The organism is Solicola agrisoli, from assembly GCF_049059935.1.
Lineage (GTDB): Bacteria > Actinomycetota > Actinomycetes > Propionibacteriales > Nocardioidaceae > JAURVT01.
Map to the genome: position 1 here is coordinate 1 of NZ_JBMGQR010000051.1, position 20,797 is coordinate 20,797.

The 20,797-nt window shown below is 73.4% G+C and carries 18 protein-coding genes; 14 read left to right on the forward strand and 4 right to left on the reverse strand.

The window, feature by feature from the left end; genetic code table 11:
• The 14 genes from ACI6PP_RS16165 to ACI6PP_RS16230 form a co-directional block, all read left to right on the forward strand.
• On the forward strand, positions 1–746 hold a 746-nt coding region (locus ACI6PP_RS16165; protein WP_421112640.1), incomplete at its 5' end, for a uracil-xanthine permease family protein.
• Positions 743–1,621 (forward strand): FAD binding domain-containing protein, encoded by an 879-nt coding sequence (locus tag ACI6PP_RS16170; RefSeq protein ID WP_421112641.1) that lies wholly within the window; start codon positions 743–745, stop codon positions 1,619–1,621. The genes ACI6PP_RS16165 and ACI6PP_RS16170, both read left to right, overlap by 4 nt.
• A complete protein-coding gene (locus tag ACI6PP_RS16175; protein WP_421112642.1) occupies positions 1,618–2,127 on the forward strand; it encodes a (2Fe-2S)-binding protein in 510 nt (169 codons plus the stop codon). Before ACI6PP_RS16170 ends, ACI6PP_RS16175 begins: the two co-directional genes overlap by 4 nt.
• On the forward strand, positions 2,124–4,517 hold the full coding sequence (cutA, locus tag ACI6PP_RS16180) for an aerobic carbon-monoxide dehydrogenase large subunit (protein WP_421112643.1): 2,394 nt from the start codon (positions 2,124–2,126) through the stop codon (positions 4,515–4,517). The genes ACI6PP_RS16175 and cutA overlap by 4 nt, the downstream gene beginning before the upstream one ends.
• Positions 4,514–5,164: an SRPBCC family protein gene (locus tag ACI6PP_RS16185; protein WP_421112644.1), complete on the forward strand. Its 651-nt coding sequence runs from the start codon at positions 4,514–4,516 to the stop codon at positions 5,162–5,164. The genes cutA and ACI6PP_RS16185 overlap by 4 nt, the downstream gene beginning before the upstream one ends.
• A complete protein-coding gene (locus ACI6PP_RS16190; RefSeq protein ID WP_421112645.1) occupies positions 5,161–6,570 on the forward strand; it encodes an amidase in 1,410 nt (469 codons plus the stop codon). The genes ACI6PP_RS16185 and ACI6PP_RS16190 overlap by 4 nt, the downstream gene beginning before the upstream one ends.
• A 196-nt stretch (positions 6,571–6,766) precedes the next feature.
• Positions 6,767–8,878 (forward strand): hydantoinase/oxoprolinase family protein, encoded by a 2,112-nt coding sequence (locus tag ACI6PP_RS16195; protein ID WP_421112646.1) that lies wholly within the window; start codon positions 6,767–6,769, stop codon positions 8,876–8,878.
• Positions 8,875–10,848, forward strand: coding sequence for a hydantoinase B/oxoprolinase family protein (locus ACI6PP_RS16200; protein WP_421112647.1), 1,974 nt, complete (start codon positions 8,875–8,877; stop codon positions 10,846–10,848). Before ACI6PP_RS16195 ends, ACI6PP_RS16200 begins: the two co-directional genes overlap by 4 nt.
• Positions 10,849–10,850: 2 nt before the next feature.
• A complete protein-coding gene (locus ACI6PP_RS16205; RefSeq protein WP_421112648.1) occupies positions 10,851–11,639 on the forward strand; it encodes an SDR family oxidoreductase in 789 nt (262 codons plus the stop codon).
• Between the two features lie 156 nt (positions 11,640–11,795).
• Positions 11,796–12,746 carry a carbamate kinase gene (locus ACI6PP_RS16210; RefSeq protein ID WP_421112649.1) on the forward strand — a complete coding sequence of 317 codons (951 nt, stop codon included), beginning with the start codon at positions 11,796–11,798 and terminating at the stop codon, positions 12,744–12,746.
• A 25-nt stretch (positions 12,747–12,771) separates the two neighbouring features.
• On the forward strand, positions 12,772–13,875 hold the full coding sequence (bar, locus tag ACI6PP_RS16215; RefSeq protein WP_421112650.1) for a barbiturase: 1,104 nt from the start codon (positions 12,772–12,774) through the stop codon (positions 13,873–13,875).
• A 114-nt stretch (positions 13,876–13,989) separates the two neighbouring features.
• Positions 13,990–14,196: a DUF4287 domain-containing protein gene (locus ACI6PP_RS16220; RefSeq protein ID WP_421112651.1), complete on the forward strand. Its 207-nt coding sequence runs from the start codon at positions 13,990–13,992 to the stop codon at positions 14,194–14,196.
• An 82-nt stretch (positions 14,197–14,278) separates the two neighbouring features.
• Entirely contained in the window at positions 14,279–15,487 is a 1,209-nt protein-coding gene (locus tag ACI6PP_RS16225; RefSeq protein ID WP_421112652.1) for a lipase family protein, read from the forward strand.
• Between the two features lie 85 nt (positions 15,488–15,572).
• On the forward strand, positions 15,573–16,121 hold the full coding sequence (locus tag ACI6PP_RS16230) for a dihydrofolate reductase family protein (protein WP_421112653.1): 549 nt from the start codon (positions 15,573–15,575) through the stop codon (positions 16,119–16,121).
• Between the two features lie 25 nt (positions 16,122–16,146).
• Here the strand turns inward: ACI6PP_RS16230 and ACI6PP_RS16235 are convergent, their stop codons facing one another.
• The 4 genes from ACI6PP_RS16235 to ACI6PP_RS16250 are packed head-to-tail and all read right to left on the reverse strand — an operon-like array spanning position 16,147 to position 20,763.
• Entirely contained in the window at positions 16,147–17,181 is a 1,035-nt protein-coding gene (locus ACI6PP_RS16235) for a 2-hydroxyacid dehydrogenase (RefSeq protein WP_421112654.1), read from the reverse strand.
• A complete protein-coding gene (locus tag ACI6PP_RS16240; protein ID WP_421112655.1) occupies positions 17,178–17,804 on the reverse strand; it encodes a histidine phosphatase family protein in 627 nt (208 codons plus the stop codon). Before ACI6PP_RS16240 ends, ACI6PP_RS16235 begins: the two co-directional genes overlap by 4 nt.
• Positions 17,801–19,282: an FGGY-family carbohydrate kinase gene (locus tag ACI6PP_RS16245; RefSeq protein ID WP_421112656.1), complete on the reverse strand. Its 1,482-nt coding sequence runs from the start codon at positions 19,280–19,282 to the stop codon at positions 17,801–17,803. The genes ACI6PP_RS16240 and ACI6PP_RS16245 overlap by 4 nt, the downstream gene beginning before the upstream one ends.
• Positions 19,279–20,763 (reverse strand): FGGY family carbohydrate kinase, encoded by a 1,485-nt coding sequence (locus ACI6PP_RS16250; protein WP_421112657.1) that lies wholly within the window; start codon positions 20,761–20,763, stop codon positions 19,279–19,281. Before ACI6PP_RS16250 ends, ACI6PP_RS16245 begins: the two co-directional genes overlap by 4 nt.
• Between the last annotated feature and the right edge of the window lie 34 nt (positions 20,764–20,797).

Consider the following 20,797-nt stretch of genomic DNA (forward strand, 5'->3'; position numbering starts at 1 on the left):
ACTCGGTCACGCCGGTCAGCAACGGCGAGGCCGTCCTGCATGACCGCGTCGACCTGTCGGCCGTCGGCGACGCGTCCTGGTTCGGGCTGCCCAGCGGCACCCTGGCCGACGGCGTGTCCGTGGTCCACGCGCCCAGCTTCTCGCTGACGTTCGTGCTGCTCGTGCTGCCCGGCGTCATCGCCCTGATCGCGGAGAACACCGGGCACGTCAAGGCGGTCGCCGAGATGACCGGCGACGATCTCGACCCCTACGTGGGCCGCGCGCTCGTCGGTGACGGTCTCGCCACCGCGTTCGCCAGCGCCTTCGGCGGCTCGCCCACCACCACCTACGCCGAGAACATCGGCGTCATGTCGGCCACACGGATCTACTCGACGGCGGCCTACTACGCCGCCGCGGTCGTGGCGATCGTCCTCGGCCTGTGCCCGAAGTTCGGTGCGATCGTCAGCGCCGTCCCCGGCGGCGTCCTGGGCGGCATCACCTTGGTGCTCTACGGGATGATCGGACTGGTGGGGGCCAAGATCTGGGTCGACAACAAGGTCGACTTCGGCAACCCCGTCAACCTCATCGGCCTGTCCGCCGGCATCATCGCCGGCATCGGCGGCGTGGCCCTGCAGATCACCGACAACTTCGAGCTCAGCGGCATCGCGCTGGGCACGATCCTGGTGATCGTCTACTTCCACCTGGTGAAGGGCAAGCGCGGCGAGCTCGCCCCCACCGACTCCGACGAGGTGACCCGCACCAAGTGAAGCCCGCGCCGTTCTCGTACCTGCGACCCACGACCCTCGAGGAGGCCCTCGCCGCCCTGGCCGAGCACGCCGACGCCAAGGTGCTCGCGGGGGGCCAGAGCCTGCTGCCGCTGCTGTCGATGCGGCTCGCGGCCCCGGCCGTCCTCGTCGACGTCAACCGGGTGCCCGGCCTCGACGGGGTCCGCAGCGACGAGGACGGCGTGGCCTTCGGGGCCCTCGTCCGCCACGCGGCGCTGGAGCGCGACGCCGACGCGCGTCGCGTCCAGCCGCTGCTGGGCCAGGCCCTGCGCCTGGTCGCCCACCCCACGATCCGCAACCAGGGGACGACCGTCGGCTCGCTCGCGCACGCCGACGCCGCGGCCGAGATGCCGATGGTCCTCACCCTCCTCGGCGGCCACGTCACCGCCGCGTCCGTCCGCGGCGAGCGCCGCATCGAGGCGCGCGACCTGTACGTCGGGCCGCTCGAGTCGTGCCTGGAGCACGACGAGATGCTCACCGGCGCCTGGGTGCCGGCCCTGCCCGCCCGCACCGGCTCGGCCATCGACGAGGTGTCGCGCCGCCACGGCGACTACGCGCTCGTCGGCGTCGCCGCGCTGGTGTCCGTGGGCGAGACCGGGGCCGTCGAGTCCGTCCGCGCCGGGTACCTGTCGGTGTCCGACACCCCGCTGGCCGTCGACCTGTCCGAGGCCTTCGCCGACGGCGAGCTGAGCCCGGCCAACCTCGCCGCCGCCGTCGAGGTCGCGCACGCGGCGATCGAGCCCGACGCCGACATCCACGCCACCGCCGACTACCGGCGCCACCTCGCCGGCGTGCTGACGCGCCGCGTCGTCGCCGCCGCGCACGAGGCCGTCACGACGAAGGAGGGAGTCGCATGACCGACACCGCCCATGAGATCCACGAGGTCGACCTGGTCGTCAACGGCGCCGCGCACCGCATCGACGTGCCCGCCCGCAAGCTGCTCTCGGACGCGATCCGCCAGGACTGCGGCCTCACCGGCACCCACGTCGGCTGCGAGCACGGCGTCTGCGGCGCGTGCACCGTCCTCGTCGACGGGACGCCCGTCCGCTCCTGCCTGATGCTCGCCGTCAGCGCCGACGGTCGCGACGTCACCACCGTCGAGGGCCTGACCGAGTCCGGCGACCGCCTCGGCCCGGTGCAGCAGGCGTTCAAGGAGTGCCACGGCCTGCAGTGCGGCTTCTGCACCCCCGGCTTCCTCACCACCATCACCGCCGGCCTGCGCGACAACCCCGACCCCACCGAGGACGAGGCGCGCGAGATGGTCGGCGGCAACCTGTGCCGCTGCACCGGCTACCAGAACATCGTCGCGTCGGTGCTGCGCGCCGCCGAGATCTCCCACGAGCGGGCGGGGGACGTCGCGTGACCACCAAGAGCTTCGGCCAGCGCGTCCAGCGCACCGAGGACGAGCGGTTCCTGCGCGGGCGCGGCCAGTACACCGACGACCTCCTGCCCGACGCACTGCACGTCGCGATCCTGCGCAGCCCGCACGCGCACGCGCGCATCGGCGACATCGAGGTCGACGCCGTGCTCGACGTCGAGGGCGTCGTCGCGGTCTACACGTACGAGGACCTCGAGGGCCCGATGTCCGAGCCCCTCCCCCTGCTCATCCCGCACCCCGCGCTGAGCCACGGCCGCACGCAGTACGCGCTGGCCAAGGACGAGGTGAACTACGTCGGCGAGGCCGTCGCGATGGTGGTCGCCACCGACCGCTACGTCGCCGAGGACGCCGCGGCACGCATCACGGTGGTCTACGAGACCCTGCCCGTCGTCGTCGGCATCGACGCCGCGCGCGACGCGTCGAGGCTCGTCCACGACGACGTGCCCGGCAACGTCGCCGCCCGCATGGAGCAGTCGACGGGCGACGCCGCCGCCGCGATCGCCAAGGCGCCGCACCGGCTCGAGCTCGAGCTCGACATCGAGCGCAGCGCCTGCATGCCGCTGGAGGGACGCGCCACCGCGGCCCGCTGGGACACCGACACCTCCCGCCTGACGGTCTGGACCTCCACCCAGACCTCGACGGGCGTGCGCGCCGCCGTCGCGTCCAAGCTGGGCCTCGACCTCGTGCAGGTCGACGTCATCACCCCCGACGTGGGCGGCGGCTTCGGCGTCAAGGTCGTGCACCCGTGGCCCGAGGAGGTGCTCGTCCCGATGGCCGCGCGCCTGCTCGGCCGTCCGGTCAAGTTCACCGAGGACCGCCGCGAGCACTTCATCTCCTCGGCCCACGAGCGCGCGCAGCACCACCACGTCGAGGTCGGCTTCGACGACGACGGCCGCGTCGAGGGCCTGTCGGTGCAGTTCTGGCACGACAACGGCGCCTACACCCCGTATGGCCTGATCGTCCCGATCATCACCTCGACGCAGCTGCTCGGGCCGTACAAGCCGCCGGTGTACTCGGTCGTCTTCGAGAGCCTGTACACCAACACCGTCATCGTGACGCCGTACCGCGGCGCCGGGCGTCCGCAGGGCGTGTTCGCGATGGAGCGCACGATGGACGCGATCGCGGCGTACCTCGGCAAGGACCGCGCGGCCGTCCGCGCCGTCAACTTCATCCAGCCCGACGAGTTCCCCTACGACCAGGGCCTGATCTTCCAGGACGGCAAGCCGCTGATCTACGACTCGGGCGACTTCCCGCAGTCGCTCGACAAGATCAAGGATCTCGTCGGCTGGGACGAGTTCGAGAAGGTGCGCGACGAGGCCCGTGCCGAGGGACGCACCGTCGGCATCGGCCTGGCCTGCTACGTCGAGGGCACGGGCGTCGGCCCCTACGAGGGCGGCCACGTGCAGGTCGAGACCACCGGCAAGGTCAAGGTGTCCACCGGCCTGACCACCCAGGGCCAGGGCCACCAGACCGCCTTCGCGCAGATCGTCGCCGACGAGCTCGGCGTGCGGTTCGAGGACGTCGAGGTCGTCACCGGCGACACGCGCCGCATGCCGTACGCGGTGGGCACCTACGCGTCCCGCGCCGCGGTGATGAGCGGCTCGGCGATCGCGCTGACGGCCCGCGCCGTCAAGGCCAAGGCGCTCAAGCTCGCCGCCGACGCGCTGGAGGTGTCCGAGGACGACCTCGAGATCGCCGACGGCGTCGTGTCGGTCAAGGGCGCACCGTCGTCCAACGTCGCGCTCGGCACGCTCGCCGTGCTCAGCAACCCGCTGCGCTACGCGTTCGACGAGGCCTCCAAGTCGGCCACCCAGTTCTCCGTCGGCGACCCCGACGCGGTGCCGGTGCCCGAGGGCGAGAGCCCCGGCCTGGAGAGCCGCGACTTCTTCTCCCCGCCACGCTCGACGTTCGCCAGCGGCATGCACGCCGTCGTCGTCGAGACCGATCCCGACACCGCCGAGATCTCGATCCTGCGCTACTGCGTCGTGCACGACTGCGGCCGGCTGATCAACCCCCTCATCGTCGAGGGCCAGATCCACGGCGGCGTCGCGCAGGGCGTCGGCGGCGCGCTGTACGAGCGCATGGCCTACGACGAGCACGGCCAGCTGCAGAATGCGTCGTTCATGGACTTCCTGATGCCCTACGTCAGCGAGGTGCCGCACGAGATCGAGGTCGACCACCTCGAGACGCCGTCGCCGCTCAACCCCCTCGGCATCAAGGGCGCGGGCGAGGCCGGCGTCATCCCGTCGGCGGCGCTGTTCGCGTCGGCGATCGAGGACGCCGAGGGCTTCGCCATCACCCGTATGCCCATCTCCCCCTCCGAGCTGTACGCCCTGCGGCTCGAGCACGCCACCACCGAAGGAGCCGACCGATGAAGGTCGCCGGAACCGCCGTCCTCAACGCCCCCGTCGCCCAGGTCTGGGACGCGCTCCTCGACCCGCAGGTGCTCGTGCGCACCATCCCCGGCTGCGAGAGCCTGCGCACCACCGCCGAGAACGAGTACGCGATGACGGTCACCGCTGGCGTCGCCTCGATCAAGGGGACGTACGCGGGCACCTGCTCGCTGAGCGACCTCAAGCCGCACGAGTCGCTGCTCCTCAAGGCCGAGGGCGCGGGCGGCCCGGGCACCGTGGCGGCCGACGTCACCGTCAGCTTCGGCGACCGCGGTGACGGCACCACCACCGTCGACTACGCGGCCGACGCCGTCGTCGGCGGCATGATCGGTGGCGTGGGCCAGCGGATGCTCACGTCGGTCAGCCGCCGCATGGCCGGCGAGTTCTTCTCCGCCGTCGACAAGGTGATCCGCGACGGCATCCCGGCCGAGGCCCCCGCGCCGGGTGCCGTGGGTGCGGGGACGCCGTCCGCCGCCCCGTCCGAGCCCGGGGTGTTCACCGCCCCGGCCAAGGCGTCGGCGCTGCCGTCGATCGGCGGCGGGGACGGTTTCGTCCAGGGCGCCCTGGTCGGTGCCGCGCTGGTGCTCGCCGGCGTGGTCGCCGGCGGCCTGCTCGGCCGTCGCCGGTGACGATCGACGTCCACAGCCCCGCGCGGGTGATGGCGCAGGCCGTCGCCGACCGCGAGATCTCGGCGCGTGAGCTGCTCGACCTGCACCTGGAGCGCATCGACGAGGTGAACGGGCGCGTCAACGCGATCGTCAGCCTCGACCCCGAGCGGGCGCGGGCCGAGGCGGCCGAGCGCGACGAGGAGACGGCGCGCGGCGTCTCGCGCGGACCGCTGCACGGTCTGCCGTTCGCGTTCAAGGACACGCACGCCGTTGGCGGGTGGCGCACGACGTACGGCTCGACCCTGATGGCCGACCACGTGCCCGAGCGCGACGAGCTGATCGTCGAGCGCGTCCGCGCCGCGGGCGCCGTGACGATCGGCAAGACCAACGTGCCGGAGTTCGCGGCGGGGTCGCACACGTTCAACAAGATCTTCGGCACCACGCTCAACCCGTACGACCTGACGCGCTCGGCCGGCGGCTCGAGCGGCGGCGCGGGCGCGGCGCTCGCGTCGGGCATGGTGCCGCTCGCCGAGGGCAGCGACATGGGCGGCTCGCTGCGCAACCCCGCCTCCTTCGACAACGTCGTGGGCCTGCGCCCGTCGCTGGGCCGGGTGCCCGAGTGGCCCGCGGCCAACGGCTGGGAGACGACGTCCGTCGGCGGCCCGATGGCGCGCTCGGTGGACGACCTCTCGCTGCTGCTGTCGGTGATCGCCGGCCCCGACCCGCGCGCGCCCCTGGCGCTCGGTGACCCCGGTGCGACGTTCGCCGCGCCCGTCGAGGGCTCGCTGCAAGGCGTGCGCGTCGCGTTCTCTGCCGACCTCGGCGGGGCGTTCGAGGTCGACGAGCAGGTGGCGGCGATCGTCGCCGCGCAGCGCGACGTCATGGCCGGTGCGGGCGCCGTCGTCACCGAGGCGCACCCCGACCTGTCCCTCGCCGAGGACACCTTCCGGACGCTGCGTGCCTGGCGGTTCCAGGCGATGTTCGGCGCGCGGCTCGCCGAGCGTCCCGACGCGTTCAAGGCCTCGCTGGCCGACAACATCCGCGCCGGCGAGCACCTCACCGGAGCCGACGTCGCGCGCGCGTACGAGCAGCGGACGTCGCTGGGGCAGACCATGCGCCGGTTCTTCGCCGACCACGACGTGCTCGCGCTCCCCGTCAGCCAGGTGCCGCCGTTCAGCGCCGACGAGGAGTACCCCTCGCACATCAACGGCCGTGAGCAGGCGACGTACCTGGACTGGATGCGGTCGGCGTACTTCGTCACCGTGACGGGCTGTCCCGCGATCTCCGTCCCGGCGGGCTTCACCGCCGAGGGCTGGCCCGTCGGCATCCAGCTCGTCGCCCGCCACGGCGGCGAGGCCGCCCTGCTGTCGGTCGCCCACGCCTTCGAGCAGCTCACCGGCCACGGTCGGGTCCGCCCCACCCTCTGACGGAGCCCGCGAGATACGGGTTCTGCACCACGGCGGACGCTCCGGTGGTGCAGAACCCGTATCTCGGCGACTCGGGAGGGGGCGGTCCGGGGGTTGACAGGGTGGGAGGCGTCGGCAAGATCTGACATCACCTCAGCCAGGTCGACGGCGATGTCCGCCGTACGCCCGCCCCACTCCGACAGGGTTGGATCGGGGCATGACGACAGCACCGCACCGCCGCATCCGGATCGGCATCGACACCGGTGGCACGTTCACCGACGTCGTCGCGTTCGACGAGAGCACCGGCGAGCTCGTGACCACCAAGACCCCCTCGACGCCGGGCAACCCCGCGGACGGGTTCCTCGCCGGCATCGAGAAGGTGCTGGGCATCGCGGGCCTGCCCGCCGACTCCGGCGACGCGATCGCCGCGGTCAGCCACGGCACCACCGTCGCGACCAACCAGCTGCTCGAGGGCAAGGTCGAGAACCTCGGCTTCCTGACCAACGACGGCTACGAGCAGGTGCTCGAGATCGCCCGCCAGTCCGTCCCCGACGGCTACGGCAACTCCTACTTCTGGGTCAAGCCCGACCGCATCGTCCCGCGCGACCTGGTGCGCACCGTCGTCGGACGCATGTCGTACACCGGCGAGGAGATCCGTCCCCTCGACGAGGACGGCGTCCGCGCCGCCGCCCGCTGGTTCAAGGCCAAGGGTTTGGAGTCGCTCGGCGTCTGCCTGCTGCACTCGTACGCCAACTCCGCCCACGAGGAGCGCGTGCGCCAGATCCTCGCCGAGGAGCACCCGGACGCCGTCGTCTCGCTGTCGTCGGAGGTGCTGCGCGAGTACCGCGAGTACGAGCGGTCGATGACGACGCTCGTCGACGCCGCGGTCAAGCCCAAGGTGTCGCGCTACGTCTCCAACATCAAGACCCGCCTCGACGCGTACACCTCGGCCGAGGACGGACGCGCTGTTCCTTTCTACGTGATGAAGTCCAACGGCGGCGTCCTGAGCGCCGAGGAGGTCGTGCACCAGCCGATCACCACCGTGCTGTCCGGCCCCGCCGCCGGCGCGCTCGGCGCCGCGCTGATCGCCAAGGTCGCCGGCTTCGACCGCGTGCTCACCTGCGACGGCGGCGGCACGTCCACCGACGTCTCGGTGGTCGTCGACGGCGAGCCGACCCTCACCACCGAGGGCACCGTGGGCGTCTACCCGTCCAAGATCCCGATGATCGACGTCGTGACGGTCGGCGCGGGCGGTGGCTCGATCGCCTGGCTCTCGCCGGAGAACACCCTCAAGGTCGGCCCCGCGTCGGCCGGCGCCGATCCCGGCCCGCTCTGCTACGCCAAGGGCGGCACCGACGTCACCATCACCGACGCGCACGTCGTGCTCGGCCGCATCCCTCCCCACCTGCTCGGTGGCGAGATCCCCCTCGACGTCGACGCGGCCCGCCGCGGGCTCGAGGAGCTGTCCGCGAAGCTGGGCCTCGGCGTCGAGGAGTGCGCGAGCGGCGTGCTCGAGATCTCGGCGTGGAACCAGGCCAACGCGCTGCGGCAGATCACCGTCAAGCGCGGCCTCGACGTCCGCGACTTCACGCTGACGACGTTCGGCGGCTCGGGCTCGCTGCTGCTGTGCCGGCTGGTCGACGTGCTCGACCTGCCCGCCGTCCTGGTGCCGCCGAACCCCGGCAACGTGTCGGCGTTCGGGCTGCTCACCGTCGACGTCAAGAACGACTACGTGCAGACCGCCGTCACGCTGCAGGACCAGATCGACCTCGACGTCGTCGGCGGCATCCTGGACGACCTGTCGACCAAGGCCGCCAAGGCGCTCGTCGAGGAGGGCTTCGACGAGAGCGAGCACCGCTTCGTCCGCACCGCCGACCTGCGCTACTTCGGCCAGGCCTTCGAGGTGCGCGTCCCGGTCCCCGACGGCGAGCTGACCGACGCGCTCGTCGCGCAGGTCGCCGAGTCGTTCCACGCCGCGCACCGCGGCCTGTACGGCTACGACTTCGCCGGCGACCCGACCCAGCAGGTCGAGTGGGTCAACCTCCGCGTGTCGGGCATCGGCCCGATCCAGCGGCCCGAGATCCGTCGCCACGAGGTCTCCACCGAGCCCGTCCCGGAGCCGCGCAGCGTCCGTCCGGTCTGCTTCGACGCGGCCGACGGCTACGTCGACACCGGTGTCTGGTGGCGCGACGACCTGCGTCCCGGCCACGTCGTCGACGGACCCGCGGTGATCGAGGAGTTCGGCTCCACCGTGCCGCTGCACCCGGGCTTCACCGCCCGCATCGACGACCACCTCAACATCATCGTGACCCGGCAGGAGCAGGCATGACCGTCACCGAGCAGCCCACGCAGCAGGGTCACCCCGACACCGGCTCGACCCGCGCCCCCACGCAGTTCCCGTTCGGTCCGCTCACCGACGACGCCGGCGCGTCCGCCGACCCGGTGCTCGTCGAGATCGTCCAGGGCAGCCTGGCGTCGGTCGAGATGGAGGTCGAGACCGCCATCGCGCGCACCTCGCGCTCGCCGATGATCCGCGACGCCCACGACTTCCGCGCCGGCATCCACGACCGCCGCCTGCGCAAGCTCACCGGCCGGTCGTACTCCGCGCTCGTGCACCCGATCGCGCGGGACTTCCCGCTCGAGGAGATGGTGCCCGGCGACGTCTTCTTCCACAACGACGTCTACGGCTCCGAGGGCGGCATCGGCCACCTGCCCGACCTGTGCGTCACCGTGCCCGTCTTCCACGACAGCGGCGACGGCCCCGAGGTCGTCGCGTTCGTCCAGGCGTTCGGCCACCACGACGACATCGGCGGCGCCGTGCCCGGCTCGATGCCGAGCAACGCGACGTCGGTGTTCGAGGAGGGCCTGATGGTGCCCCCGATCAAGCTGTGGGACGCCGGCACGCCCGTCCGCTCCGCGCTCGCGATCATGACGCGCAACTCGCGCATGCCCGACTCGCTGGCCGCCGACCTCGACGCCGAGTGCTCGGCCTGCCTGATGGGCGCGCGCCGTCTCGGCGAGCTGTTCGACCGGTACGGCCGCGACGTCGTCGAGTCGTGCTTCGACGCGATCATCGACCGCACGACGCAGACCTACCGCCGCGAGATCCTCAGCAAGATCCCCGTCGGCACCTGGGTCTGGGAGGACTACGCCGAGCACGACGGCGTCGAGGACCCGAAGCTGCACACCCAGCGCATCACGCTGACGCGCACCGCCGCCGACGACCCCGACGGCGAGCGGCTGATCGTCGACTTCGCCGGCACCTCGCCGCAGGCCAAGGGCCCGATCAACCACTGCGGCGACTACTCCGACGGCGTGTTCCTCAAGAAGTGGCTCGCGCCGATCCTGCGCAACCTCGCCGACACCCCCGAGCGGATGGCCGAGCTCGACGTCAACGAGGGCATCGTGCCGCTCATCGAGATGCGGTTCCCCGAGAAGGGCACGCTGCTGACGCCGATCTTCCCGGCGCCCACCAACGCCCGCACCTTCGTCATCCTGCGGCTGCTCGGCGTCCTGGCCGGCGTCGTCGCCAAGGCCGTCGACGGCATGATGCCCGCCGACCAGGAGACGATCCGCTACACCGGCGTCTGGGGCGAGGACTTCGAGGGCCGCCCGTACCTGATGCGCGAGGTGCTCGGCGGCGGCGCCGGCGGCCGCTACTACGCCGACGGCGAGGACACGATCCACGTCGTGCCCGACTCGCGGAACCTCCCCACGGAGTTCACCGAGGCGCGCTTCCCGTTCGTCGTCGAGCGCCTCGGCCTCGCGCAGGACTCCGGCGGCGCCGGGCAGTTCCGCGGCGGCCTCGGGTACGAGAAGCACGTCCGGATGCTCAAGGACGCGCACTTCATGTCCATCGCCGACCGCTCGATCCTGGCCTGCTGGGGCGTGCGCGGCGGCAAGGCCGGCACCCCGTTCGAGGTCGTCATCAACCCCGGGACGCCCGACGAGCGCGCCGTCGACTCGCTCGCCGACGCCGAGCCCGTCAAGGCCGGCGAGACCATCCGCATCCGCACCACCGGCGGTGGCGGCTGGGGCGACCCGCTCGAGCGCGAGCCCGAGGCCGTCGTCCGCGACGTGGTCTGGGGCAAGGTGTCGGCGGGCGCCGCGCGCGAGGACTACGGCGTGGTGCTGACGGGGTCGACCGACTCCGACGACCTCGGCCACGACGCCGACGCCACCGCCGCGCTGCGCGACGAGCAGCGCGCCGCCCGTCCGGAGGAGGCGTTCTTCGACCGCGGACCCGGGTTCGCGACGCTCAGCGGCGGCGACGTCGCGGCGAGCGTCGACTGGCTGTGAGGATGCGCGTCGCCGTCGTCGGCGCGTCCGGCAAGACCGGGCGCGCGGCGGCCGACGCGCTGCTCGCGCGCGGCGCGGACGTCGTCCCGGTGGGGCGGGCGCAGTGGCCCGACCTCGCCGGGGCGCTGGCGGGGTGCGACGCGACCTACGTCGTCGCGCCCAACCTGCACCCCGACGAGCCGGCATTCGTCGCGGCCGTGCTCGACGCGGCCCGCGCGGCCGGCGTCGGACGCGTGGTGCACCACTCGGTGGCCTCGCCGTACGCGCCCGACATGCCCCACCACGTGGGCAAGGCCGCGGCCGAGGACGTCGTCCGTCGCAGCGGGCTGGCCTGGACGCTGCTGCAGCCGTGCGCGTACGTGCAGAACGTGGTGCCGGCGCTTCGCGCGCCCGAGCCGGTGCTCGACGTCGCCTACGACCCCGACGCGCTGTTCGGCATGGTCGACCTGGACGACGTCGGGCAGGCGGCCGCGACGGTGCTGCTCGACGACGGCCACCACGGCGCGACGTACGAGCTGGGCGGGCCGACGCTCGTCAGCGTGAACGACGTGGCCGCGGCGGCGTCGTCGGTGCTGGGCGTGGACGTCCCCGTCCGGCGCACCACCCCGCTGACGTGGCGCGCCGGCGTGGACGGGGTGGACCCGCGTGAGGCCGACTGGCTCGCCGCGATGTTCGCCTACTACGACGCCCACGGCCTGCCGACGGGCCCGCGTCCCCTCGCGTCGCTCCTCGGCCGCCCCGCCACGCCCCTCCTCGACACCCTCACCCGCGAGCTCGCCGCCCGCCCCTGACGTGGATCTCTGGATCGTGGTTGCCCGGGCCACCACGATCCAGAGACCAGCCACGATCCAGAGACTCTCGTCTGGGCAGATGTTGACGACGGATCGGGTGTTCGGGGTCAGGTGTTGCCCGTGCCGGTGGTCACACGGCGCCCGTAGGTTCGACGCATGCGCCTCGTGATCGCCCTCGGTGGCAACGCCATGACGGCGGCCGACGGCTCGGCCACCCCCGCCGACCAGCGTGCCGCCGTGCAGGAGGCGATGGAGTCCGTCGCCGACCTCGTCGTCGCCGGCCACGAGGTCGTCCTCACGCACGGCAACGGACCGCAGGTGGGCAACCTGCTGCTGAAGAACGAGCTCGCCGCCGACACCGTCGCACCCGTGCCGCTCGACTGGTGCGGCGCGCAGACGCAGGCCACCATCGGCATGCTCGTGCTCGACACCCTCGACGTCGCCCTCGCCGCACGCGGCTCGGACCGTCGTGCGGCGGCCCTCGTCTCGCGCACCCTCGTCGACGCCGACGACCCCGCGTTCGCCGAGCCCACCAAGCCCATCGGCCGCTACCTGCCCGAGGCGGAGGCCGCGCTGATGATCGAGCACGGCCAGCACTGGGTGGAGGTCGGCAGCCGCGGCTGGCGTCGCGTCGTCGGCTCCCCCGAGCCGCAGCGCATGCTCGACCTCGCCGCCGCCCAGGCGCTGATCGCCGACGGCTTCGTCGTCGTGTGCGCCGGAGGCGGCGGCATCCCCACCGTCCACGACCCGGGCACCGGCTACACCGGCGTCGAGGCCGTCATCGACAAGGACGTCGCGTCGGCGCTGCTCGCCGAGCAGGTGCGCGCCGACGCTCTCGTCATCGCCACCGACGTCGACGCCGCCGTCGTCGGCTGGGGCACCCCCGACGCCCGCCCGCTCGGCGAGCTCGACGCCGCCGAGATGCGGCGGATCGCCGCCGAGGGCCACTTCGCCGCCGGGTCCATGGGCCCCAAGGTCGAGGCCGTCACCCGCTTCGCCGAGCGGTGCGGCCGCGTCGGCGTCATCACCTCGCTGCCCCGCATCGCCGACGCCGTCGCCGGAACCGCCGGCACGCGCGTCGTCCCCGCCACCGTCACCGCTCCCTGAGCACCCACCCCGAAGGAAGGTCGTCATGCCCGCCGCCATCGAAGTCCGCAAGGTCCCGATCCACTCCGTCGCCGACGCCAGCGAGCTCGCGAAGCTCATCGACGACGGCGTCATGGAGGCCGACCGCGTCGTCGCCGTCATCGGCAAGACCGAGGGCAACGGCGGCGTCAACGACTACACCCGCATCATCGCCGACCGCGCGTTCCGCGAGGTCATCCAGTCCAAGGGCACCCGCTCGGTCGAGGACGTCAAGCAGATCCCGATCGTCTGGTCCGGCGGCACCGACGGCGTGATCAGCCCCCACGCGACGATCTTCGCCACCGTCGCGGACGAGAAGGCCACGAAGACCGACGAGCCGCGCCTGACCGTCGGCTTCGCGATGAGCGAGCAGCTGCTGCCCGAGGAGATCGGCCGCACGCCGATGATCACCAAGGTCGCCGACGCCGTGAAGGTCGCCATGGAGCGCGCGGGCATCACCGACCCCGCCGACGTGCACTACGTGCAGACCAAGACCCCCCTGCTGACGATCCACACCATCCGCGACGCCAAGAGCCGCGGCAAGGAGGTCTGGACCGAGCACACCCACGAGTCGATGGACCTCTCCAACGGCGTCACCGCCCTCGGCATCGCCGTCGCGCTCGGCGAGATCGAGATGCCCACCGACGCGGACGTCATGCACGACCGCAGCCTGTTCTCGGCCGTCGCCTCCTGCTCCTCGGGCGTCGAGCTCGACCAGGCGCAGGTCGTCGTGGTCGGCAACGCCCGCGGCGTCGGCGGCGACTACCGCATCGGCCACGCCGTCATGAAGGATGCCCTCGACGCCGACGGCATCTGGGACGCCATCCGCGACGCCGGCCTCGACCTGCCCGAGCGCCCCCGCACGGCCGACCTCGACGACCGCCTGGTCAACGTGTTCCTCAAGTGCGAGGCCAGCCAGGACGGCCAGGTCCGCGGACGTCGCAACGCGATGCTCGACGACTCCGACGTCCACTGGCACCGTCAGATCAAGGCCGCCGTCGGCGGCGTCACCGCCGCCGTCACCGGTGACCCGGCGGTCTTCGTCTCCGTCTCCGCCGCCCACCAGGGCCCCGAGGGTGGCGGCCCGGTGGCCGCCATCATCAAGGCCTGACGGCCGCACCTCCCACCGCCGAGTGGCGCAAGTTCGGGGTCGACACGCGCGACCCGGCCCGAACTTGCGCCACTCGGTCCTGGTTCTGCGCCACTCGGCGGGCAAGATGGGCCGATGACCGACGCACCGAAGGCGAAGGGCCCCGCGTCCTACTTCCCGTCCATCGAGAAGACCTACGGCCAGCCGATCGAGCACTGGCTGCAGCTCGTGCGGGACAGCCCGCTGGACAAGCACGGCGAGCTGGTCACGTGGCTGAAGACCGAGCACGGCATGGGCCACGGGCACGCCAGCGCGGTGGTCGCCCACGTCCTCAAGGGCTGACCGCCCGTTGACGCCGAGCCACGCCGAGGGTAGAAGGTAACTCCGAGTTACTTGTGAGTCACCGAGCCCGAGGAGCACGCCCGTGCGCGTCCTGGCCACCGTCACCACCACCGTCGCGCTGCTGCTCGCCGGGCTCACCACGCAGGCGACGCAGGCCGCGCCCGAGGACTTCTCCACCCCACCGGCGACGCTGACCGGCGCGCCCGGCGACGTCGTGCGGCAGGAGCCGTCGACGTTCTACCTCGACCCGCTCCGGGCGCTCAAGGCGCCGGCGAGCGTGCAACGGCTGATGTACGTGAGCCGCGGGGTGAAGGACGAGAAGATCGCCGTCACCGGCACCCTGCTCACCCCGAGGACGCCGTGGGTCGGACGCGGCAAGCGTCCGCTCGTGTCGTACGCCGTGGGCACCCAGGGCATGGCCGACCGGTGCGCGCCGTCGCGCCAGCTCGCGGCCGGCACCGAGTACGAGGGCGCGTTCGTCAAGGGCCTGCTCACCCGCGGGTACGCCGTCGTCGTCACCGACTACCAGGGCCTCGGCACGCCGGGCACCCACGCGTACGCCAACAGCCGCTCGCTCGGACGGTCGGTGCTCGACGCGGCCCGCGCCGCCACGCGCAGCAGCGTCGACCGCGTCGCGAAGGACGCGCCCGTGTTCGTCGCGGGCTACTCCGAGGGCGGTGGAGGTGCGGCCGGAGCGCTGGAGCAGCACGCGTCGTACGCACCCGACGTCAACCTCAAGGCGGGGTACGCCGGCGCCGTCCCGGCCGACCTCACGCGCGTCGCGCCGGGCCTCGACGGCTCGCTGTACGCGGCCTTCCTCGCCTACTCGGTGCTCGGCCTCGACGACCTCTACCCCGAGCTGCGCATCGGCGACCTCCTCACGCCCGCCGGACAGGCGAAGGTCGACTCCGCGGGCGAGACCTGCACGGCCGACGGCCTCGCGCCGTTCGCATTCACCCGCACCTCCACCCTCACCCGCGAGGGCAGGCCGGTCACCGACTACCTGTCGCGCCCCGACCTCGCGGCCGTCCTCGAGGGCCTGCGCCTCGGCAAGGGCCGCCCGGACGTGCCCGTCCTCGTCGCCCACACCACGCTCGACGACGTGGTGCCGTTCGCCCAGGACCGCGACATGGCGCGCGGCTGGTGCCGCAACGGGGCGACGGTGACGTTCGCGCCGGGCGTCGCACCGACCCACGTCGGCGGTGCGGTCGAGGCGTTCCCCAAGGCGTTCGCGTTCCTCGAGGCGCGCGTCGCCGGCGTGCGTCCGACGTCGAGCTGCGGGCGGTTCTGACCACACCCGATGACTTCGTCGCACCCGGCTGGTCTGATCTGGTGTGCCGCCGACGAGGGCGGACCCTGAACGAGGAGACACCGAGATGCGCGCAGTGACCGCCGGCCTGTTCCACTCCGTCGACGGCGTCGTCGAGGACCCGCACCTGTGGCAGTTCGACGCCTTCGACGAGGTCATGGGTCAGGAGATGGGCACGTTCATCTCCCGGGCCGACACCGTCGTGATGGGACGGGTCGGGTACGAGCAGTGGGCCGACCACTGGCCGAAGGTGGGCGACGACGACGGGTTCGGCACGTTCATCAACGCGGTGCCCAAGCTGGTGGCGTCGCGCACCCTCACCGGCGACCTGGCGTGGCAGAACGCCAGCCTGGTCGAGGGAGACCTGTTCGACGCGGTCCGCGCGCTCAAGCAGACCGAGGGCGGCGAGATCGCGGTCTGCGGCGGCATCACCATCGTCCGCGAGCTGTTGTTCGCCGGGCTGCTCGACCGCCTCACGCTGATGACCCACCCGGTGGTCGCCGGGTCGGGCCGCCACCTGTTCGAGCCGGGCGACCCCGTCACGCGGCTGACGCTCGACCGCTCGCTCACCACGCCCAAGGGCAACGTGGTGTCGGACTACTCAGTCAGCGCCTGACGTCGGACCCCGTCCGTCCGCGGGCTCAGCCGAGCACGGCCGGGTTCGCGACGTGCTCCGGCCGCTCGCCGCGCGCGTACCGCGCCGTGTCGTCGGCCAGGATCTGCGCGGCGCGCAGCGCGGTCTGCTTGCTCGCACCGGCCAGGTGCGGCGTGAGGACGAGTCCGGGGGTCGTCAGCAGGCGCGACCCCGCGGGGATCGGCTCCACCGGGTACACGTCGAGGGCCGCACCGAACAGGTGGCCGGCGTCCAGGGCGTCGCAGAGGGCGTCGTAGTCGAGCAGCGTGCCGCGGGCGCAGTTGACCAGCACCGCTCCCCGACGCATGCGCGCGATCTGGTCGGCCCCGATCATGCCGGCGGTCTCGGCCGTCGCCCGGGCGTGCAGCGTGACGACGTCCGACGCCGCGAGCAGCGTGTCGAGGTCGACGGGCTCGGCGAGCCCGTCGAGGCCGTCGGCGTCGACGAACGGGTCGTGCACCAGCACGCGTGCGCCGAACCCCTGGAGCATCCGCGCCACCCGGCGGCCGATCGCGCCGAACCCGACGAGGCCGACGGTGCTCGACCCGAGCTCGGGGCCCACGCTGTCGTAGGCGTAGTAGTCGCCCCGCCACGTGCCCGCGTGCAGGTCGGCGTCCGTGGCCGGGACGCGTCGGGCCGCCGCGAGGATCAGGCCGAGCGTGTGCTCGGCCGTCGCCGGCGCGTTGCGCCCGGGGGCGTAGGTGACGGTGACGCCGTGCGCGGTCGCCGCGTCCAGGTCGGCGTTGACCGGTCCGCCGCGGCTGACCCCGAACATCTTCAGGTCCGGGCACGCCGCGAGCACCCGCTTGGTCAGCGGCGCCATCTGGGTGAGGCACACCTCCACCCCCTCCAGCGCCTCGATCATCTGCTCCTCGGTGCCCGACGCCTCGTCCACCTCCCCGACCGGGCCGAAGGGCTCGAGGGGCCAGGGCAGGGTCAGCTCGCGCACCTGCGTCTCGCGCTCGACGGCGTCGCGGACGGCCTCGGCGAGCAGCGAGCTCAGGACGAAGTGGTCGCCGGCGGCGAGGACGGTGAGGCTCATGGCTGGGACACCTTCGGTTCGAGGGGGCGGTTCAGTTCGAGGAGCGCGGCGGGGCCGTCGTCGCGCGGGCGCACGCGGGTGAGCGCGACGTTGCCCAGCGAGGGCAGCACGCGCCGGTAGTCGCGGAGCGGGATGCCCGTCAACCGGCACAGGGCCAGCCGGATGGCGGTGCTGTGGGCGACGACGAGGACCGTGCCGTCCGGGTGCGCCCGGGCGGCGTCGTCGAGCGCGGCGACGAACCTGGACGCGACCGCGTCGAGGGGCTCGCCGCCGGGCAGCGGGTGCGCGACCGGGTCGTGGACGAACGCCGCCCGCGCCTCGGGGAACTCGCGCTCCATCTCCTGCGACGTCAGGCCCTCGCCCCGTCCGAAGTGTGCCTCGGTGAGCCGCGGGTCGACGTGGGCCTCCAGGCCGGTGGTCCCGGTGCACGCGTCCGCAGTCTTGCGGGCGCGCGACAGCGGCGAGCACCAGACGGCGTCGAGGCCGGCGGTCGCGGCCCAGGCGCCCAGCGCGTCCGCCTGCCGCACCCCGGCGGCAGTGAGGTCGACGTCGCTCGATCCCGCGTAGCGGTTCTCGGCGTGCCACACGGTCTGGCCGTGGCGGACCAGCACCAGCTCGGTCATCGGTCCGCCCGCTTCCGTGCGTGGGCCGCGACGTCGGGGTCGAGCCACCCCCGTTCCTCGAGCTGGTCGACGAGCGCGACGTACCCCGGCACCAGGCGGTCGCGCGAGGTCCTCGGGGAGAAGGTCCGCGACGAGCCCGTCATCGCCGCGGCGAGCGGAGCCGGGTCGCCCTCGCCGCCGGCGGCCAGCACGGCCATGCCGAGCGCCGGCGTCGCATCGGCCGGCACCCGGACGTCCCGTCCGAGCACGTCGGCGCGCAGCTGGCACCAGTAGTCGTTGCCGCTCGCGCCGCCGGTGAGCACCACGTCGCCGTCGAGCGGCGCGCCGAGCAGGTCGAGGTAGTCGTAGCAGAGCCGCTCGACGTGGGCGACGCCCTGCAGGACCGACGCGAAGCGGTCGGCGTCGCCGTCCACCCGGCCGATCTCGAACGCCCGAGCCGCCGGCGCCACGAACGGGAAGCGCTCGCCCTCGGAGACCAGCGGGTAGGTGAGGCAGGACGACGGCTCGTGGGCGCGCGCACCGTCGGTCAGCGCGTCGAGGTCGGCGCCGGGGAACAGCGACGGGACGACGCCCGCGCCGCTGCTCGACGCGCCACCGGGGAGCCAGCGGCCGGCGGGGCCGCGGTGCGAGTAGACGACGCCGTTCGGGTCGGCGAGCGGTGCGGCGGTGACGCCCTTGAGGACCAGGGTGGTGCCGAGGACGCTGTTCCAGCTGCCGACGTCGACGACGCCCGCCCCGAGCTGGCTGGCGCACCCGTCGGTCGTGCCGGCCACCACGGGCGTGCCCGCAGGGATCCCGGTCGCCTCGGCGCCGGCCTCGCCGACCTGGCCGAGCCGCGAGCCCGGCGGGACGAGGTCGGGCAGCACGTCGTCGGGCACCCCGAGCCGGTCCATCACCTCGCGCGGCCAGCAGCCGCCCCTCAGGTCGGCACCGGTCTTGAGCGCGTTGCTGAGGTCGGTGGCGACGGGACGGCCGACGAGCCGCCGGTTGACCACGTCGACCTGGTGCGCGAGACGGACCGGGCCGGCGTCCGCGGTGACCCGGCGCGTGTCGAGCAGCCACAGCAGCTTGGGCAGCCCCCACGAGACCTGCATCCGCTGGTAGCCGAGCGACGACCAGACCTCGGCGCCGGCGGCATTGACGGCGGCCGCCTGGGCGGGCGCTCGGGCGTCGTCGTACATCAGACCGGGCGTGAGGGGTGTCCCGGCGTCGTCGGTGAGCAGCACCGTGCCCGAGGTCCCGTCGGTGGCGACGCCACGCACCGTCGACGAGTCGACGTCGGCCGTCGCGTGGCGCGAGGCCTCGCACACCGCGGTCCACCACTGCTCGGGGTCCTGCTCGTGGCGGGGTCCGTCGCGGTGGCTCGTCAGCGCGCTCGAGCCGCGGCCCACGACCTCCCCGTCGCCGCGCACCGCGATCACGCGCACGCTCTGCGTGCCGAGGTCGATGCCGATCCAGGTGCTCCCGGGGTCGCTCATGCCCGGACCTGCTCGTCGTGACGGCGTCGCTCGCCGAGCAGCGCCCACGACGGCGCGGCCTGCTCGCGCAGCCCCACCAGGTCGGCGTAGAGGCCGTCGTACACCGCGTGCGCCTCCGGGTCGGGGTCGAAGGAGCGTCCGAGCACGACGTCGGGCGCGGTCACGCCGAGGGCCCGGGCCGCGACGAGGTAGGCCCCGCGGGCGCCCACCTCGGTGTCCTCGGTGCGGGTGACGCGGACGCCGGTGACGTCGGCGATGGTCTGCGTCCACACGTCGTTGACGGCCCCGCCGCCGCACACGCGCAGGTCGGTGACGGGCGTCGAGCACGTCTCGAGGCAGTCGCGGACGACCAGCGACAGGCCCTCGACCACCGCGCGCGCCACGTGGGCGGGCCCGTGCGCGAACGAGATGCCGTGCAGCACCCCGCGCGCGTCGGCGTCCTGGAACGGCACCCGCTCACCGGCCGACGAGAGGTAGGGGAGCAGCACGAGGCCGTCGGCGCCCACGGGTGCCTCCAGCGCCAGCGCGCCGAGGTCGGCGGGGTCGTCCAGCCCGAGCAGCGAGCAGGCCCAGCGGATCACCTCTCCCCCGGCGAAGGTCGGGAACGCGCGCACCCACCGGCCGGGCAGGCCCGAGGCGACCGTGATCCCGGTGGGGCGCTCGGACGTGGGGACCTCGTCGACGAGCACCTCGGTGCACAGCGTCGTGCCGAGGATGCAGCACCCCCGGCCCGTCTCGACCGCGCCGGAGCCGAGGGCGGTCGCGACGATGTCGTAGGGGGCGAGGACCACCGGCACCCCGGCGGGCAGGCCGAGGCGGTCGGCCACGTCGGGCGCGAGCGGCGCGGACCGGTCGTCGTCGCGGACCACCGGCGGCAGGAGCCGGCGCGCCCACTCCAGGTCGAACAGCCGCAGCAGCTCGTCGGAGTAGGTCAGCGAGCCGAGGTCGAGGAAGGGCGCGGACGCGTCCGAGGTGTCGACGACGCGCAGACCGGTGAGGCAGGCGTGGACCCAGCCACCGCACGTCAGCGACAGGTCCGAGGCCTCGAGCCGGGCCGGGTCGTGCTCGGCGAACCAGGTGAGGATCGCGTGGGCGATCCCCGACGACCCGAGGTTGGCGTTCAGGGCGAACGCGGCGTCCAGCTGCCCGCCGCGCTCCCAGGCCGAGATCGTCGACGCGGCCCGTCCGTCGTTCCAGAGCACCGCCGTGCCCGTCGGCCGGCCGCTGCGGTCGACGAGCCACACCCCGTCGCCCTGGGCGGTCACCGCGACGGCCTCCACCTCGCCGTCGAGCTGGCGCGCCACCTCGGTCACGGCCGACGCGACCGCGTCCCAGACCGCGTCCATGTCCTGCTCGGAACGGCCCGCGACGGGGTGCAGCACCTCGGTCGGACGGCGCACCACGACGTCCTCGTGGCCCTCGGTGCCGTACCCGACGACCTTGATCATCGTGGTGCCCGCGTCGATGCTGATCACGCTCACGGCGTCCTCCTCGTGCACTCGTCGTCCGCCATGC

Excerpts from the sequence above, each read along its gene's own strand:
- ACI6PP_RS16200 (WP_421112647.1), top strand. The coding sequence starts at position 8,875 with ATGACCGTCACCGAGCAGCCCACGCAGCAGGGTCACCCCGACACCGGC.
- ACI6PP_RS16175 (WP_421112642.1), top strand. The coding sequence starts at position 1,618 with ATGACCGACACCGCCCATGAGATCCACGAGGTCGACCTGGTCGTCAAC.
- ACI6PP_RS16235 (WP_421112654.1), bottom strand. The coding sequence starts at position 17,181 with ATGAGCCTCACCGTCCTCGCCGCCGGCGACCACTTCGTCCTGAGCTCG.
- ACI6PP_RS16205 (WP_421112648.1), top strand. The coding sequence starts at position 10,851 with ATGCGCGTCGCCGTCGTCGGCGCGTCCGGCAAGACCGGGCGCGCGGCG.
- ACI6PP_RS16185 (WP_421112644.1), top strand. The coding sequence starts at position 4,514 with ATGAAGGTCGCCGGAACCGCCGTCCTCAACGCCCCCGTCGCCCAGGTC.
- ACI6PP_RS16240 (WP_421112655.1), bottom strand. The coding sequence starts at position 17,804 with ATGACCGAGCTGGTGCTGGTCCGCCACGGCCAGACCGTGTGGCACGCC.
- ACI6PP_RS16220 (WP_421112651.1), top strand. The coding sequence starts at position 13,990 with ATGACCGACGCACCGAAGGCGAAGGGCCCCGCGTCCTACTTCCCGTCC.
- ACI6PP_RS16210 (WP_421112649.1), top strand. The coding sequence starts at position 11,796 with ATGCGCCTCGTGATCGCCCTCGGTGGCAACGCCATGACGGCGGCCGAC.
- ACI6PP_RS16230 (WP_421112653.1), top strand. The coding sequence starts at position 15,573 with ATGCGCGCAGTGACCGCCGGCCTGTTCCACTCCGTCGACGGCGTCGTC.
- ACI6PP_RS16245 (WP_421112656.1), bottom strand. The coding sequence starts at position 19,282 with ATGAGCGACCCCGGGAGCACCTGGATCGGCATCGACCTCGGCACGCAG.
- bar (WP_421112650.1), top strand. The coding sequence starts at position 12,772 with ATGCCCGCCGCCATCGAAGTCCGCAAGGTCCCGATCCACTCCGTCGCC.
- ACI6PP_RS16195 (WP_421112646.1), top strand. The coding sequence starts at position 6,767 with ATGACGACAGCACCGCACCGCCGCATCCGGATCGGCATCGACACCGGT.